This window comes from Tateyamaria sp. syn59 (assembly GCF_007995245.1).
GTDB lineage: Bacteria > Pseudomonadota > Alphaproteobacteria > Rhodobacterales > Rhodobacteraceae > Tateyamaria.
The window spans coordinates 203,609-219,670 of sequence record NZ_VCBA01000005.1 but is presented as its reverse complement, the minus strand read 5'-3'; the positions used below and the strand labels follow the sequence as shown (position 1 = coordinate 219,670).

The following is a 16,062-nucleotide window of genomic DNA, read 5'->3' as shown; positions in this document are numbered from 1 at the left end:
ACTGGCACCAAAGGAAACCCCAATGACACTCGGTTCGCAACTCGCGTGGGACGATACCGTCCTGCCCTTCCAACTTGATGCTTCCGACATCCGCGGACGCGTTGCGCGTCTGGACGGAGTGTTGGATGGCATCCTGAAACAACATGATTACCCCCCGCAGGTCGAGGCGCTGATTGCCGAGATGTCGCTGCTGACCGCCTTGATCGGCCAGACGATCAAGCTGCGGTGGAAGCTGTCGCTGCAGGTGCAGTCGAAGGGGCCCGTGCGGATGATCGCGACCGATTATTATGGGCCAGAGACAGAAGGTGACATCGCACGTATCCGCGCCTATGCCAGCTTTGACCGGGACCGTCTGACAGAAGGTGCGCCATTTGATCAGGTGGGTGAAGGGTACTTTGCCATCATGATCGACCAAGGCACCGGTATGACGCCCTATCAAGGCATTACACCGCTGGACGGGACATCGCTGGCCGCCTGCGCAGAGACGTATTTCGCACAGTCAGAGCAGCTGCCGACGCGCTTCCAGCTCAGCTTTGGCAAATCCACCGAAGCAGGCGGGCCCGAGCATTGGCGCGCTGGCGGCGTGATGCTGCAGCATATGCCCAAAGCCTCTCCGTTTGCCGCGACATCCGAAGGCACTGGCGATGTGCTGCGGTCGGACGATCTGCTTGAGGGTGACGAGTCCGACAATTGGAACCGCGTAAATATTCTCTTAGACACAGTCGAAGAGATGGAGTTGATCGGGCCGCAAGTGCCACCGAACGATCTGCTTTTGCGCCTGTTTCATGAGGAAACGCCGCGGGTCTTTGACACCCAGCCGATCCGCTTTGGCTGCACCTGTTCCGAAGAGCGGGTACGCCAAAGCCTGTCGATCTATTCTGCCCGAGACATCGAAAAGATGACGACCGATGACGGGCGGGTTACGGCAGACTGTCAATTCTGCGGGGCGCATTACGATCTGGACCCGGCCACCGTGGGATTTGAGGCGGAATCCCAAGACAGTGCCTGATCTTATCGACCAAACACGGGTCGCGCTGGAACAATCTGGCGCGGCCTCGTCCGACTACGACCTGAACAAGGGCGTTTTGCTGCCGGAGGGGCGCAAGTTGCGGCCCGCCGCTGTTCTTGCGCCGATTATCGAAGGTCGAAACGGGTATGAACTCATCCTGACCAAGCGGTCGTCGGCGCTCAAGCATCATCCGGGTCAGATCGCCTTTCCCGGCGGCAAGCAGGATGAAGGTGATCCTGATCTGGTCGCCACCGCGCTGCGGGAAGCGCATGAAGAGATCGGACTGCAAAGCCATAACGTCGAAGTGCTGGGATCATTCGCGCCCCATGAAACCGTCACCGCGTTCACGGTGACACCTGTCGTCGCGTTCGTGAACGGCAACTTCGATGCGATACCCGAAGCAGGCGAAGTGTCAGAGGTGTTCCGCGTTCCGCTGTCTCACGTTCTGCGCCCTGACAATTTTGTCGTCGAAGCGCGTCATTGGCGTGGGCAGAAACGATTGTACTATACCGTGCCTTACGGCCCCTATTACATCTGGGGCGCAACCGCGCGTATATTGCGCGCATGGACCGACCTGTTGCCCCAAGACTAGACCCTAACACGGCCTTTTTGACCGATCCTGCGGCGCAAACACTTTGCACAGCCTTTGCGGACGCGGGATTTCGGGCCTATTTTGTTGGCGGCTGCGTGCGCAACGCGATCATGGGTGTCCCGATCTCTGACATCGACATTGCGACCGATGCAACGCCCGATCAGACCATGTACCTGTGCAAGGATTCCGGGTTTCGAACCATTCCCACCGGTATCGACCACGGCACTGTCACTGTCGTGGTGCAGGATCACCCGTTTGAAGTAACAACCTTTCGCAAGGACGTCGAAACGGACGGTCGGCGCGCCGTGGTGTCCTTTGCCAGCGATGTTGCCGATGACGCGAGGCGGCGCGATTTTACAATGAACGCACTTTACGCCGATGCGCAGGGCACAATCATCGACCCGGTGGGTGGTCTGAATGACGCCCATGTGCGCCGTGTCCGCTTTATTGATGATGCGGGCCAGCGCATCCGCGAGGATTACTTGCGCACGCTGCGTTTCTTTCGTTTTTCTGCCCAATATGCCGACCCGGCAAACGGCTGGGATGCAGATGCCTTGGCCGGCATTTCCGAAAACCTTGATGGGCTGGAAACGCTGTCTGCAGAACGTGTTGGGTCTGAGTTTATGAAGCTGCTGTCAGCGCCTGATCCGTCACCCGCCGTTGCGGTCATGGACCAGACCGGCGTCCTTGCGCGCCTCTTACCTGGCGCAGAACCAATATTCCTTGGCCCTCTTATCCATCTGGAGGATCTGACGGGCGCACAGCCGGATCCGTTGGCGCGACTGGCGGCGCTGGGCGGTGATACGGTCGAGGCCCGGCTCAGACTGTCGCGTCGCGATCAGCGGCATCTCGAATCGATCCGCACGCTTGCCGTGTCTGCGTACAGTACAAAAGTGGTGGGCTACCTCGGCGGTGCGGCAGCAGCGCGCGGCGCGGTATTGCTGAAAGCTGCTTATGCGGGCGCACCCATCGACGACGATGTAGTGCGCCAGATCGACATGGGTGCCAATGCTGTTTTTCCGATTGCTGCCAAGGATTTGCCACATCTGTCCGGCCCTGCGCTTGGGGCTGAGCTTGAGCGGTTGAAGCAGCTTTGGCTTGCCTCTGATCTGACAACGACCAAGGAAGTGCTGCTCGCCTCGTGACATTTGGCGCCTCTGACACTATGTCTCAGGTGAACCTGATGGAGAGCGCAATGGTACCAAGGATCTGGAACGACGCCTGATCGTCGCTGATTGTCCTTCGTGACGCGCGTGGCCCCGGCCCGCGTCATGTACCTTTTGCACATTTTTCTACGGACCCGTCATGTTCAAGTTCTTTGAATCGCTTGTCGATCCCTACCAACCCTATACCGAAGCCGACACGCCACCGACCAAGTTGTGGCCGTTCTTGTGGAACTACCTGAAGCCCTTTCGGTGGGTGATGACCATCACCTTCGTGTTCAGCACGGTGGTCGCGTTCGGGGAAATTCTGCTGATCTGGTACGTGGCCCGCATCGTCGATCTGCTGGCCCAGGGCACGCCAGAGGCCATCATCCCCGAGTATGGTCTTGAGTTTGCCCTTGTCGCACTTTGGGTACTCATGTTGCGGACGCTTTTGGCATTTGTCGACGTTGCCCTGCTCCACAACACATTGTTGCCAAACCTTGGGACGTTGATCCGCTGGCGGTCGCACCGCCACGTCTTGCGTCAGTCGGTCGGCTGGTTCGAGGATGACTTTGCGGGCCGCATCGCCAACCGCATCATGCAAACGCCGCCAGCCGCGGGTGAGGCGATGTTCCAGGTGCTTGATGCCGGGTCATTCTTTGTGGTGTCGGTCATTGGTGCCGTCATCCTGCTGATGAGCTTTGATTTGTGGCTGGCATTGCCTTTGATCTTCTGGGTCGTCGGGTATCTGCTGTTGATGCGCTGGGTCATCCGCCGTGCCGGCCCCGCGGCCAAGGCCAGTTCGGATGCGCGCAGTGCGATCACGGGGCGGGTCGTGGACAGCTATACCAATATCCATTCGGTCAAGATGTTCGCCCATCATGATCGCGAGATCGATTATGCCAAGGATGCAATCGAGAATGCGCGCCAGACCTTCATGAAAGAGATGCGCATCGTGGTGCGCATGGACGTGGCCCTAACGGTCCTGAACGCGTCGATGATCGTGTCTATGGGTGTGCTGGCGATCTGGCTTTGGATGGGTGGATTTACGACCGAAGGGATGGTCGCCGCCGCGCTGACAATCGCACTGCGCCTGAACAACATGACCTATTGGATCATGTGGGCGATGACATCGCTGGTCCAGAACCTCGGGATCATTTCCGAAGGGATGGAGACGATTGCCCAACCTGTCATCCTTGTCGATGACCCGGATGCCAAGGCGCTTGAGATGGGTCGGGGTGAAATCGCACTGCACCACCTGACCCACCACTATGGACGCGACAGTGGCGGGCTCGAAGCTGTGTCGACGGTCATCCATCCGGGCGAAAAGGTCGGCCTTGTTGGACGGTCCGGTGCGGGCAAGTCGACTTTGGTCAAGCTGCTCTTGCGCTTTTACGATGCCGAGGGGGGTCGGATCGAAATTGATGGTCAGGACATTGCCAAGGTCACGCAGGACAGTCTGCGGCTGAACGTCGGCATGGTTCAACAGGACAGCTCGCTTTTGCACCGGTCGGTGCGTGACAACATCCTGTATGGCCGCCCCGAGGCCACCGAGGAAGAGATGTTTGCCGCTTCCCGTCAGGCGCAGGCGCACGACTTCATTCTGGATCTCGCCGACCCGGAAGGGCGCACGGGGTACGACGCGCAGGTTGGCGAGCGTGGTGTGAAGCTGTCCGGTGGTCAGCGACAACGGATTACGTTGGCCCGCGTGATCCTGAAGAATGCGCCGATCCTGGTTCTGGACGAAGCCACCAGCGCGCTTGATAGCGAGGTTGAGGCGGCGATCCAGGATACGCTCTATAAAATGATGGAGGGCAAGACGGTGATCGCCATTGCGCACCGCCTGTCCACCATCGCGCAGATGGACCGTATTCTGGTGCTCGACGACGGCAAAATCGCCGAGGACGGCTCTCATGACGCGCTTTTGGCCAAAGGCGGTCTATATTCGGAGTTCTGGGCGCGTCAATCCGGCGGGTTCATCGCGACCGAGGCAGCAGAGTGAAGATTTCCAACTGGATCAATTCCTTTCGCAAGGCAGAGGGGCCGCCGCCGCAGGCGCTGTGGCCTTTCATGCGGTGGTGCCTGTCCGGTGCATGGCCTGCACTTTGGCTGGCTGCGTTCTGTTCTGCTGCAGCAGGCGCGCTTGAGGCCGGTACGGCGCTGATCCTTGGCAGGGTGATTGACGCGACGGTTCAGCTTGGTCCCGACGGGTTCTTTTCCGTCTCTAACGTTGGCCTTATCGCAGGCGCACTGGCGTTTTTTCTGATCGCGCGGCCACTTCTCTTTGGTCTGAGTTCGGCAACCAACTCGATCATTGTGCAGCCAAATGTGAACCCGCTGGTCCTGTCGCGGCTGCACCGTTGGACGCTTGGCCAATCCGTCACTTTCTTTGACGACGACTTTGCGGGGCGCATTGCTCAAAAGCAGATGCAGGCCGCGCGTGCCGTTACCGATGTGGTGTCGGAATTCATCAACGTGGTTGCCTTTGCGCTGGCCTCGCTTGCGGGTTCCATTGTGCTTTTGCTGGCCATCGACTGGCGCGTCGCAATCGGGTTTGCGGTCTGGCTGGTTGCGTATTTTGCATTGATCCGCTGGTACCTCCCGCGCATCCGCAAACGGTCCGCAGCCCGTGCTGCCGCTCGTGCAATGGTGTCTGGCCAGGTGGTCGATACGATCACCAACATCAAGACCGTCAAGTTGTTCGCCCACGATGATCACGAGGATCAGGCGGCACTGACTGCCATGCGCAGTTTCCGCAAAACGGCCGTTGATTTCGGCATTCTATCGGCAGGCTTCCGGTTTGCATTGATGACGCTGGCGGGGATTCTGCCTGTCCTGCTTTTGGGCGGGACGATCCTGATGTGGCGCCAGGGCATCGCCACGCCGGGCGACATCGTTGCGTCGGGCGCCATTGCGATCCGGATCGCACAGATGACAGGTTGGGTCAGTTTCACGCTGATGGCCATTTATTCCAATGTAGGCGAGATCGAAGATGGCATGCGCACGCTCACGCCCCGGACGCGCGTGCAGGACGCAGAGGATGCCATATCCCTTGGCGATGTTGCGGGCGAAGTGGTGTTTGACGATCTGGGCTTCAGTTATGGGCGCGACACTGGGGGGATCAATGGCGTGTCGCTGCGCATTGCTCCCGGTGAAAAGGTCGGGATCGTGGGCGCCTCGGGTGCTGGCAAATCCACGCTGGTGTCCTTGCTTTTGCGTCTCTACGAAGGCGAAAGTGGCCGTGTTCTGATTGACGGGCACGACATCAACCACGTGACCCAGGACACCCTGCGCCACAACATCGGGATGGTCACGCAAGAAACGGCGATGTTCAATCGCTCGGCCCGTGAGAACATCCTCTATGGTCGGCCAAACGCCTCCGAAGCGGACATGATTGCCGCCGCCCAAAAGGCGGAGGCGCATGATTTTATTCTTGAGCTGCAGGACCACAAAGGGCGCAAGGGCTATGACGCGCATCTTGGCGAGCGCGGTGTGAAATTGTCCGGCGGGCAGCGACAGCGCATTGCCCTGGCCCGCGCCATACTCAAGGACGCGCCGATCTTGGTTCTGGACGAAGCGACAAGCGCGCTCGACAGCGAGGTGGAGGCGTCTATTCAATCCGCCCTGTCGCGTGTGATGGACGGCAAGACTGTACTTGCCATTGCCCACCGACTGTCCACGCTGACCGAGATGGACCGCATCGTCGTCATGGACCGCGGCCGCATTGTCGAAGAAGGCGCGCATGATGCGTTGCTGGCAAAGGGCGGTCTATACGCGCGCTATTGGCAACGACAGTCTGGCGGGTTCATCAGCACGCAGGCCGCCGAATAACCTCTTTTGCCCCCTGACCGATCCGGGTAGGCCGTTCAGCATGACAACGGTGACGATTAAACGACTGGGGCAGCAAGGCGATGGAATTGCATCGGGCCCCATCTTTGCCCCGATGACCTTGCCCGGCGAAGTCGTGAGTGGTGTGTTGGACGGTGCACTTCTGACAGAGGTTCGGATTGACACGCCGTCGCCTGATCGCGTCGCACCTCCTTGCACGCACTTCCGGTCGTGCGGAGGCTGTCAGATGCAACATGCGTCTGATGCACTGGTGTCGGATTGGAAGCGGGACATTGTCACAAATGCGCTAAAAATCGCAAGTTTAGAGACTGATACGCGTCCCACTGTCACGTCCCCCAGCCACTCCCGACGCCGCGCCACGTTCGCCGCACGACGGACAAAGAAGGGTGCGATGGCCGGGTTTCACGGGCGCAAGTCCGATACCATCATTGCGGTCCCGAATTGTATTCTGGTCACACCGACCGTACGCGCGGCGTTGCCTTTGTGCGAAGAGCTTGCCGTGGCCGGTGCGAGCCGCAAGGCCGCGCTGTCGATCACGGTGACTGACTCAGCCGAAGGGCTCGATATCGCGGTGTCTGGCGGGAAGCCGTTGGACGGCCCGTTGCGGGTGGCCTTGGCTGGATTGTGTGAACAGCACCGGATTGCGCGACTGACATGGGAGGATGAGCAGATTGGCATGCGCGTGCCTCCCGCTCAACCGGTGGGGGTTGCGCGCGTCGTGCCGCCTGCCGGTGCGTTTTTGCAGGCGACCGCGCATGGTCAACAGACGCTCACGGACTTCGTTCGCGATGTTGTCGGCCCGGCAAAGAAGGTGGCCGACCTGTTTGCAGGCTGTGGCACTTTCGCCCTGCCCTTGGCCGAGACGTCTGAGGTGCATGCAGTCGAAGGGGATCGCGACATGATGGCCGCCCTGGATGCCGGGTGGCGTGGCGCCACGGGCTTGAAGCGCGTCACAACGGAAACGCGCGATCTGTTTCGTCGCCCGCTTCTTCCCGACGAACTGTCCAAGTTTGATGCGGTTGTCATCGACCCGCCGCGCGCAGGTGCGGCTGCGCAGATGGCCGAATTGGCCCGTGCCCAGGTGCCCGTGATCGCGCATGTCTCCTGCAACCCGCAAACTTTTGCGCGGGATGCCGAAACCTTGTGCAAAGCCGGATATGTGCTGGATTGGGTGCAGCCGGTGGATCAGTTCCGCTGGTCTGCCCATGTGGAACTTGTCGGTGCCTTCCGTTTGGCCCATATCGCCGCGTGAAGGAGACGACATATGGACCGGACCACCCTCGCCCGATGGCTGGAAAGCCCGCGCGTCACGAATGCAATCATTGCGATCATTGTTCTGAACGCTATCACACTGGGGCTTGAGACCTCGCAGGCGGCAATGTCGGTCGCTGGTGGGCTGATCATCGCGATTGACCGTGTCTGCCTTGGGATTTTCACGGTCGAGATCATCCTGAAGCTCATCGCCTATCGTGGCAGCTTTTTCCGGAATGGGTGGAACATCTTTGACTTTGTCATCGTGGCCATCGCGCTTGTGCCAAGTCAGGGTGGGCTGTCGGTTCTGCGGGCTTTGCGCATTCTACGTGTGTTGCGCGTTGTGTCAGTGGCGCCCAGCCTACGCCGTGTGGTCGAAGGGTTCGTAACCGCCTTGCCCGGCATGGGCAGCGTGTTCCTGTTGATGGCGCTGATCTTTTACATCGGCGCTGTGATGGCGACGAAACTCTTTTCCAGTAGCTTCCCCGATTGGTTTGGGGATTTGGGGCGCAGCGCGTATTCGCTCTTCCAGATCATGACGCTCGAATCGTGGTCCATGGGCATCGTCCGTCCCGTGATGGAGGTGTACCCATACGCCTGGCTCTTTTTCGTGCCCTTTATCATGGTAACCACCTTTGCCGTGGTGAACCTGCTGGTCGGTTTGATCGTGAATTCGATGCAGGACGCACACGCAGAGGAATCGAACGCGGCAACTGACAGCTACCGCGACGAGGTGATCAAGCGTCTGGACCAGATCGAAGCGAAACTGCGGGACAAGTGATCACGCGCTGGTGATCTGGCCGGGCAAAATGCCGCTAGGCCGGACGCTGCCGGTCGTGGTATTTTCCGAGCAAATACAAAAACGATCTATTGGGACAGGACTTTCATGAAACGCAGACATCTGATGATGGGCGGAGCGGCGGCCATGAGCTTGGGCGCCTGTTCGTCTTCCAGCAAGTTCAAGACATATCGCGGCCCTGACGTCACCTATATCATCGTGAACAAGGATGCGCGGCGCATGTACCTGCTGCATGATGACAAGGTGCTCAAGGATTACGACATCGACCTTGGGTTTGCTCCTATCGGTGACAAGTTCATCGAGGGTGACGGGCGCACGCCCGAAGGCACCTACCTGATTGACCGGCGCAACCCGAACAGCCGCTTCCACCTATCGCTTGGCATCTCGTATCCCAACGCGCGCGACCGGATGGAAGCGGCGGCGCTGGGCAAGCCGCCCGGTGGTGATATTTTCATTCATGGGGAATCCAGCCCGTTCAAACGCAAGCGCGAGGATTGGACCTGGGGGTGTATTGCAGTGACCAACCGCGAGATGGAAGATGTCTATGCGATGGTGCGAAATGGCACCCCGATCCAGATCAATCCCTGATCAGGTTGCAGGTGTCGTGATGATCGTGACGTCCTCATCGGTGTCATCGCTGGCTGTTTCAGCGGCACCTTCGACAGGATCGGGCGGTACCAATCGCGTCGCGGACGGATTTGCCTCGGGGACAAGCGGAGCCGTGTCGGGGTTGCCCATCACCATCGTCCACCAGATCTTGCCGTTCTGTTCTTGAAACCAGGCAAAGCCCATATCGCGCGCCTGCGGCGACAGGATTGTGCGACGCGTGTCAGGCTGTTCCATCCATGCGGCGAGCGTCTCCAACTCGGTCTCGTATGATTCCGAAATGTTTTCGCCGATCAGCTTGCCGCCATAGCCAACACGTTGCAGCCGGTCGATGGGCGATGATCCATCGGATCCAAAGTGCCATGGCCGGTTTTGTACCGACATGTCGCGCGCATGTGTTGCCGCTGCTGCGTTCAGTTGTGGATCAAGTTCGACAGGTGCTGCACCTTGCGCGCTGCGCAGGGCATTGACCGAATCGAGCATACGGAACTGCAGCTTGGCGGTGTCGCCGCCGCGGATACGGTACAGTTGCGGAAGGGGGCGACCATCTTCGCCAAGGGTCGGAGCCTGAGGGGCGCCACACGCAGCAAGGGTCAGCATCGCGACCAGAAGAACCGGGAAAAAACGCATCTTTGCAGTACATCGCTGTTGTTGTTTGAAACTCGATAGCCGCTTGGACGTTGCATTACAAACCCACATCGGCGTGATGCTGCATAGATGACATCTGTTTGATTTGCGATTGCGACATTCACGCAATAATTTTCACGGAACTGGCAGGAAAACATCATCGGAGAGGCATTCAATGTCCAAATCACCTTTCAACAGCCCTAGCCGCCGCGCGTTTTTGGCAGGCTCAGCCGCGCTGATCGGCGCGCCCGCGCTTGCGCAAAACATTCCTGCGGGCCAAGCGTCGCGCGATCCGTCCCAATCGGTGCGCCGGAACATCTCCAGCTTCCGGTCGCTGGCATGGCAGCCCTATTTCGACAACCTCAAGAACGGTGCGATCCTCGTTGATATCGACAGCCGTGCTGTTCACTACTGGAACGAGGCGGAAACGATCTACAAACTGTATCCGTCCAGCGTTCCGCTAACCGAGGATCTGACCCGTCGCGGCCGTACCCGTGTGATTCTGAAAGATCCGGAGCCGGATTGGCGCCCCACCCCGTCCATGAAAAAGCGGAACCCGGAATGGCCCGACTACATCGGCCCAGGTCCGGAAAATCCTTTGGGTACGCGGTCACTGCACCTGAGCTGGACGTATTACCGGATCCACGGCACGCACGATACGCGCAAGATTGGCCGCAAGTCCTCGAACGGCTGCATCGGGCTGTACAACGAGCATATCGAAGAGCTGTACGAGATGGCGAACGTCGGTACGCAAGTGTTGCTTATTTGACGACATTGCGGCGGATCGGCGGCTAAGTCCCTGAAACACGGTTTGCATTCGCGCGGTATTGCTGTTTACACAGACTCACGAGGTAAGTCTTGGGTGCGTTCCAACGCTAATTGTTGGGGCGCGTAACTGGAGGTTAATATGAAAAAACTCGTTCTCGCTGCTGCACTGACTGCTGCTGCTTCGACCGCATTCGCTGGCGCACCTGCCGAGCCGATCATCGAAGCACCCGTGATCGTCGAAGAGACTCGTAGCTCTTCGGGTGGCATTGTTCTGCCCCTGCTGATCCTGATCGCAGTTGCAGCCGTTGTTGCGGACTAAGTCCTATACAATATGAAAAGAAAAAGGCGGCTCATTGCGAGCCGCCTTTTTTACGTGCGGGTGTGTACGGCGCCGTCAGTCCAACCAGCCGCGCAGATTTTCCTCGATGACCGTATTCAAGGCTTCGATGTGCGCGTCATCGTCGTTCAGGCATGGGATATAGGTGAAGGTTTCGCCGCCCGCTTCCTCAAAGCTTTCTTTGATTTCTTCGTTGATCTCTTCGAGCGTCTCGATGCAATCAGCCGAAAAGGCGGGCGCGCATACGGCGATGTTCTTTTTCCCGGCTTCCGCCAGGCGCGCCACTTCCTCGACCGTGTAGGGTTTCAGCCACTCTTCCGGGCCGAATTTTGACTGGAATGTCGTTTTGATCTCAGTGTCTTGCCAGCCAAGGCGCTCTTTCAACAGGCGCGTCGTCTTCTGGCATTGGCAATGGTACGGATCGCCCTCCATAAGGTAGCGCAGGGGCACGCCGTGGTAGCTGCACACGAGGATGTCCGGGCGCGTATCCATGGCGCCGTAGGCGCGTTCGATGGATTGCGCGAGCGCTTCGATGTATTTCGGATGCTCGAAGTAGGGCTGCACCGTCCGGGTGGTTGGCTGCCACTTCTCTTCCATGAGCGCACGAAAGAACTGGTCGTTGGCCGTCGCGGACGTCGCCCCGGCGTAGTGAGGGTAGAGCGGGAAGAACAGGATCTTCTGGCATCCCGCCTCGACCATCTCGCGGACTTTCGACTTCGTCGACGGGTTGCCGTAGCGCATGCAGAAATCGACCATCACCTGATCGCCGTATTTGTCGTGCATGGCGGCCTTGATCTTGGCCGTCTGGTCCTTTGTGATTGTCATCAGGGGGCTTTCGCCCGCCTCTTCGTTCCAGATCGACTTGTAGGCCGCGCCCGATGAAAACGGGCGTTTCGTCAGGATGATCAACTGCAAGAGCGGTTGCCAGATCCAAGCGCTGTAGTCGATCACGCGCTTGTCGGACAAAAACTCGTTCAGATAGCGGCGCATCGACCAGTAGTCGTACCCATCCGGTGTGCCCAGATTGGCCAGCAGGATGCCGACGCGCGCCGGCGGGATGGCCGGATGGTCGTCTGCGGCATGGGCCGGACGGGTCGCTGTTTTGCTTGTGTCGAGCATCTGGGTGTCTTCCTGGTCGCCAATGCACGTGAGATAAACGGATTTGCGTGCACGTCAATCTGGCAGCGACGTTTCGTCCGTCTTCAACGCATCCGCCAGACGTGCCTGCGCCGATCCCGGCCGCAACGGCTTTTGCTGGCTGGCGTCCGGCGCCCACCCCGTCAGCACGATCAGTTCAAAGGTCGCAAGGATACCGCCATCTTCGCTCGCGTAATTTGCCGCATAAATGTCGGCTGCTCGTTTCATAATGCGAGGGCGCGTCGTGGTTCTGTTGCGTGCGCTCAGCGCATTCGTCTCTCCCATGGCGCGCAGGTCGCGCATCAGGTGCCACATGGAATCGTACCGCACCCGCAAGGGCACCGTGTCGGCGACGGGCAGCGCCAAACCGGCCCGTTGCAACAGCGCGCCCAGATCGCGGACTTCGGCCATGGGCGCGACACGCGGTGACAGCCCCCCGGTTTCAGACACTTCGGCCTCGGCCAGACAGGCGCGCAGTTCGTGCAGGGTCTGACCGCCAAGTGCGACAGCCAACAAAAGCCCGTCTGCCTTGAGCGCGCGGCGACACTGGATCAGTTGGCCGACCGGATCACTGGCCCAGTGCAACCCGAGACTGTGGACCACCAGGTCATGTGCCACTGGCGACAGGTCCAGCATCTCCTGCTCGGCCACGATATGCGCGTTTTCCAACTGCCTCTGCCAAAGCTGTGGAAAAGCGGCGACGATCCCCACCGATGAAAAGGATTTGTTAACCATCATCAGCCGATCCTGCACTTCATCGCGCGCTGCCTCTTGCAGAAACAGCGCTGACATATCGGCGCGAGCGCGGTGCCGGGCGAGTGCGCAAAGGTCGGTCAAGGGTGTGGGCCGAGTCATGGCGGCATAGGTAGGACAGCAATGGGTCTTTTACAAACCGCGCTTTCGGCGATTTACCCGCCACGATGTTTGGGCTGCGGAGAAATGGTCGACAGTGACTTTGGCCTGTGTGGCGCATGTTGGGGGCAGACAGCCTTTGTCGGCGGTACGGTTTGCGACACCTGCAGCACTCCATTGCCGGGTTCCGCCGTGGATGAGATTGTGCATTGCGACACTTGTCTCAAGTCGCCGAAACCCTGGACACATGCGCGCGCCGCGCTGATTTACACCGGCATGGGACGCAAGATGGTCCTTCGGCTCAAACACGGCGACCGGCAGGAGATCGCGAAACCTGCGGCAGGATGGATGCGTCAGGGCGTGTTGGAGATCGCCAAACACGACGCACTTCTCGTCCCTGTTCCGTTGCACTGGATGCGGCTGGCCAAGCGGCGCTATAATCAATCAGCCCTCATCGCGATGCATTTGGCGGACAAGACCGGCCTTGCCGTTTGCCCTGACGTCCTCGAACGCCCAAGGCGCACGCCATCGCTTGATGGTAAAACGAAAGAAGAGCGCGCGGACATTTTGGACGGCGCCATTCGCGTTGCCGATCGTCGCCGTCACCGCATCGCAGGCCGATCCGTCGTGCTGGTCGATGACGTGCTGACCACGGGCGCCACCCTTGCCGCCTGTGCCGAGGCGTGTCGTGCGGCTGGTGCGGCAGACGTGTGCGTGGCTGTACTGGCGCGCGTGGTGAAAGACGCCTAGATAACCGGCAAACTTGGTTATGTGCCGAAAGGATCCGCGACATGAAAGCCGTCGAAATCTACACCTCACCTCTGTGCGGCTTTTGCCATGCCGCCAAACGGCTGCTGAAGGAAAAGGGCGTTGAATTCTCCGAAGTGAATGTCCTGGCCCAACCCGGCCGCAAGGCCGAGATGATCCAGCGGGCCAATGGTGGACGGACGGTGCCGCAGATCTTTATCGGCGACACGCATGTCGGCGGGTGCGACGACCTCTACGCCTTGGACGGCGCGGGTAAGCTTGATGCATTGCTTGCCTCCTGAATGAAGACCGCGCTGCTGCAGCTGAATGTTTCTGATGATCCGGCGGCCAACCTGCCGCGGACCGTCGAGATGGTCACGCAAGCCGCCGATATGGGCGCGGAATTCATCCTCACACCCGAGGTGACCAATTGCGTCTCGACCAATCGCGCGCATCAGCAATCCGTTCTATCCCATGAAGAGGATGACCCAACCTTGGCCGCCCTGCGGCAAGTGGCGTCAGACAGGGGCGTGCACATTCTCATTGGGTCGCTGGCGCTCAAGACGGATGACCCTGATGGCCGCTTTGCCAACCGGTCGTTTTTGATCTGTCCCCGCGGGGACATCCTTGCGCGGTATGACAAGATCCACATGTTCGATGTGGCGATCAGCAATACCGAGACTTACCGCGAGTCCGCTGGCTACCGACCGGGTGAACGTGCGGTGCTGGCGCAAGCTGACTTTGCACCCATCGGTATGGCCGTCTGCTACGACATGCGCTTTCCCCGGCTGGCAGACGCGCTGGTGACGGCTGGCGCCCGGATCCTGACCTACCCGTCCGCCTTTTCCCCAATCTCCGGTGCGGCCCATTGGCACAGCTTGCTGCGTGCGCGCGCCATCGAGGCGGGGGCTTGGGTTCTGGCTCCGGCCCAGACAGGCACGCATGCCAGCGCCCGGCACAAGACGCGGACCACCTATGGCCACTCGCTGGCGGTCGATCCATGGGGCGAGGTGGTACTTGACGCAGGGACTGCGCCCGGCATTTATGTCTTTGATCTGGATTTGGAAAAGGTGGCCGAGGCGCGCCGCCGTATCCCATCAAGGGAAAATGCGCGCCCGTTCGAAGCCCCCTGATGGCGCATGAGCACGGACAAGAACGCATTGGCCATTTCGCTGTTCAGCGAGGTGTTGGCGGCGGACCAGATGGTCCGCAACCGGCTGAGCCGTGTGTTGCCCAAAGGCATGGAAATCTCGCATTTTTCAGTCCTGAACCACCTCGCCTGGCATGAGGGTGAGCGCAGCCCCGCGCAGTTGGCAGAGACGTTCAATGTCACCCGCGGGGCCATGACCAACACGCTCAACCGGTTGGAGTGGGCGGGGTACATCCATATCCGCCCCGATTGGGACGACGCGCGGCGCAAGATGGTGGCCATCAGCCCGGCTGGACGGCGTGCGCGGGATCAGGCGCTGAGTTCTATTGCGCCGATGGTGGGCGAAGTGATCGACAACTTGGGCGAGGATCGTGTGCGATCGACCCTGCCCATCCTGCGCCAGCTGCGCGATCAGTTGTCTACCAAACCTAAGCCGGATTAAGGCTGGCGGTGACATAGTTCACGCTCAGGTCCGTGTCAGACAGTTTCCAAGCCCAAGTCAGCGGGTTGAACACGAAGCCCTTGCGGTCCACGGGGTCCAGACCAGCGTTCCGCATCAGATCAAACAACTCGTCCGGCGTGATGAACTTATTCCACTCGTGCGTGCCTTTTGGCAGCCAGCGCATCACGTGTTCTGCCCCGATGATCGCCATCATGTAGGATTTCGGGTTCCGGTTGATCGTCGAGCAGATGTGCAGCCCACCCGGCTTCAGAAGTTGGCGGCAGGCGGTCAGGTAACTGAGCGGGTCGGCTACATGCTCGACCACCTCCATGTTCAGCACCACGTCGAACTGTTCGCCCGCGGCGGCCATATCTTCAGCCGTTGTGTGTCGATAGTCGATGGTCAGGCCGGATTGCTCGGCGTGAACCTTGGCGACAGGGATGTTCCGCTCGGCCGCGTCTGCGCCCACGACCTCGGCCCCCAAACGCGCCATCGGTTCAGATAGCAAACCGCCCCCGCATCCGATATCGAGAATGCGCAGCCCTTTGAATGCCTCCGGCCCGGTCAAATCCCGGTCAAACTCCGCTGCAATCTGGCTGGTGATATAGTCCAGCCGGCAGGGGTTCAGCATGTGCAGCGGCTTGAATTTCCCGTTCGGATCCCACCATTCCGCCGCCATCGCTTCGAATTTTGCGATTTCCGATGGGTCAACGGTGGTTTGATGCGTTTGCATTTGCGTCTCCGTATGCTC

General features: G+C 59.7%; 18 protein-coding genes. 14 read left to right on the top strand and 4 right to left on the bottom strand.

The window, feature by feature from the left end:
* Positions 1 to 22 precede the first annotated feature (22 nt).
* The 8 genes from FD715_RS11680 (at position 23) to FD715_RS11645 (ending at position 9,233) form a co-directional block, all read left to right on the top strand.
* Positions 23 to 1,009, top strand: a complete 987-nt coding sequence (locus FD715_RS11680) for an Hsp33 family molecular chaperone HslO (protein WP_147109772.1) — start codon at positions 23 to 25, stop codon at positions 1,007 to 1,009.
* Positions 1,002 to 1,601, top strand: coding sequence for a CoA pyrophosphatase (locus FD715_RS11675; protein WP_223274844.1), 600 nt, complete (start codon positions 1,002 to 1,004; stop codon positions 1,599 to 1,601). The genes FD715_RS11680 and FD715_RS11675 overlap by 8 nt, the downstream gene beginning before the upstream one ends.
* Complete coding sequence (locus FD715_RS11670) at positions 1,574 to 2,746, top strand: CCA tRNA nucleotidyltransferase (RefSeq protein ID WP_147109769.1); 1,173 nt, start codon at positions 1,574 to 1,576, stop codon at positions 2,744 to 2,746. Before FD715_RS11675 ends, FD715_RS11670 begins: the two co-directional genes overlap by 28 nt.
* Positions 2,747 to 2,906: 160 nt before the next feature.
* The gene (locus tag FD715_RS11665; RefSeq protein ID WP_147109767.1) at positions 2,907 to 4,748 is read left to right on the top strand and encodes an ABC transporter ATP-binding protein; all 1,842 of its coding nucleotides are present in this window, start codon (positions 2,907 to 2,909) and stop codon (positions 4,746 to 4,748) included.
* Positions 4,745 to 6,577, top strand: a complete 1,833-nt coding sequence (locus FD715_RS11660) for an ABC transporter ATP-binding protein (RefSeq protein ID WP_147109765.1) — start codon at positions 4,745 to 4,747, stop codon at positions 6,575 to 6,577. Before FD715_RS11665 ends, FD715_RS11660 begins: the two co-directional genes overlap by 4 nt.
* A 40-nt stretch (positions 6,578 to 6,617) precedes the next feature.
* Positions 6,618 to 7,847 carry a class I SAM-dependent RNA methyltransferase gene (locus FD715_RS11655; RefSeq protein WP_147109763.1) on the top strand — a complete coding sequence of 410 codons (1,230 nt, stop codon included), beginning with the start codon at positions 6,618 to 6,620 and terminating at the stop codon, positions 7,845 to 7,847.
* A gap of 12 nt (positions 7,848 to 7,859) precedes the next feature.
* Positions 7,860 to 8,627, top strand: a complete 768-nt coding sequence (locus FD715_RS11650; RefSeq protein ID WP_147109761.1) for an ion transporter — start codon at positions 7,860 to 7,862, stop codon at positions 8,625 to 8,627.
* Positions 8,628 to 8,732: 105 nt separating this feature from the next.
* Positions 8,733 to 9,233, top strand: a complete 501-nt coding sequence (locus tag FD715_RS11645; RefSeq protein WP_147109759.1) for a murein L,D-transpeptidase family protein — start codon at positions 8,733 to 8,735, stop codon at positions 9,231 to 9,233.
* On the opposite strand, the gene FD715_RS11640 is transcribed toward FD715_RS11645, so the two are convergent.
* Entirely contained in the window at positions 9,234 to 9,881 is a 648-nt protein-coding gene (locus FD715_RS11640; RefSeq protein WP_147109758.1) for a CAP domain-containing protein, read from the bottom strand.
* A 172-nt stretch (positions 9,882 to 10,053) separates the two neighbouring features.
* On the opposite strand from FD715_RS11640, the gene FD715_RS11635 reads away from it, so the two are divergent.
* Together FD715_RS11635 and FD715_RS11630 are read left to right on the top strand one after the other, a co-directional pair.
* Complete coding sequence (locus FD715_RS11635) at positions 10,054 to 10,647, top strand: L,D-transpeptidase (protein ID WP_147109756.1); 594 nt, start codon at positions 10,054 to 10,056, stop codon at positions 10,645 to 10,647.
* Positions 10,648 to 10,785: 138 nt separating this feature from the next.
* Positions 10,786 to 10,965 carry a hypothetical protein gene (locus tag FD715_RS11630; RefSeq protein ID WP_039685157.1) on the top strand — a complete coding sequence of 60 codons (180 nt, stop codon included), beginning with the start codon at positions 10,786 to 10,788 and terminating at the stop codon, positions 10,963 to 10,965.
* Between the two features lie 75 nt (positions 10,966 to 11,040).
* Here the strand turns inward: FD715_RS11630 and hemH are convergent, their stop codons facing one another.
* Together hemH and FD715_RS11620 are read right to left on the bottom strand one after the other, a co-directional pair.
* Positions 11,041 to 12,102, bottom strand: coding sequence for a ferrochelatase (hemH, locus tag FD715_RS11625; RefSeq protein WP_147109753.1), 1,062 nt, complete (start codon positions 12,100 to 12,102; stop codon positions 11,041 to 11,043).
* Positions 12,103 to 12,156: 54 nt separating this feature from the next.
* On the bottom strand, positions 12,157 to 12,975 hold the full coding sequence (locus tag FD715_RS11620; protein WP_147109751.1) for an SAM-dependent methyltransferase: 819 nt from the start codon (positions 12,973 to 12,975) through the stop codon (positions 12,157 to 12,159).
* A gap of 21 nt (positions 12,976 to 12,996) precedes the next feature.
* On the opposite strand from FD715_RS11620, the gene FD715_RS11615 reads away from it, so the two are divergent.
* The 4 genes from FD715_RS11615 to FD715_RS11600 are packed head-to-tail and all read left to right on the top strand — an operon-like array spanning position 12,997 to position 15,311.
* Positions 12,997 to 13,722, top strand: coding sequence for a ComF family protein (locus FD715_RS11615; protein ID WP_147109749.1), 726 nt, complete (start codon positions 12,997 to 12,999; stop codon positions 13,720 to 13,722).
* A 41-nt stretch (positions 13,723 to 13,763) separates the two neighbouring features.
* The gene (gene grxC / locus FD715_RS11610) at positions 13,764 to 14,021 is read left to right on the top strand and encodes a glutaredoxin 3 (protein WP_076629579.1); all 258 of its coding nucleotides are present in this window, start codon (positions 13,764 to 13,766) and stop codon (positions 14,019 to 14,021) included.
* The gene (locus FD715_RS11605) at positions 14,022 to 14,852 is read left to right on the top strand and encodes a carbon-nitrogen hydrolase family protein (protein WP_147109747.1); all 831 of its coding nucleotides are present in this window, start codon (positions 14,022 to 14,024) and stop codon (positions 14,850 to 14,852) included.
* A gap of 6 nt (positions 14,853 to 14,858) precedes the next feature.
* A complete protein-coding gene (locus FD715_RS11600) occupies positions 14,859 to 15,311 on the top strand; it encodes a MarR family winged helix-turn-helix transcriptional regulator (protein ID WP_147109745.1) in 453 nt (150 codons plus the stop codon).
* Here FD715_RS11600 and ubiG read toward each other — a convergent pair.
* Positions 15,298 to 16,044, bottom strand: a complete 747-nt coding sequence (gene ubiG, locus FD715_RS11595; RefSeq protein WP_147109743.1) for a bifunctional 2-polyprenyl-6-hydroxyphenol methylase/3-demethylubiquinol 3-O-methyltransferase UbiG — start codon at positions 16,042 to 16,044, stop codon at positions 15,298 to 15,300. The two genes, FD715_RS11600 and ubiG, sit on opposite strands and share 14 nt — an antisense overlap.
* Between the last annotated feature and the right edge of the window lie 18 nt (positions 16,045 to 16,062).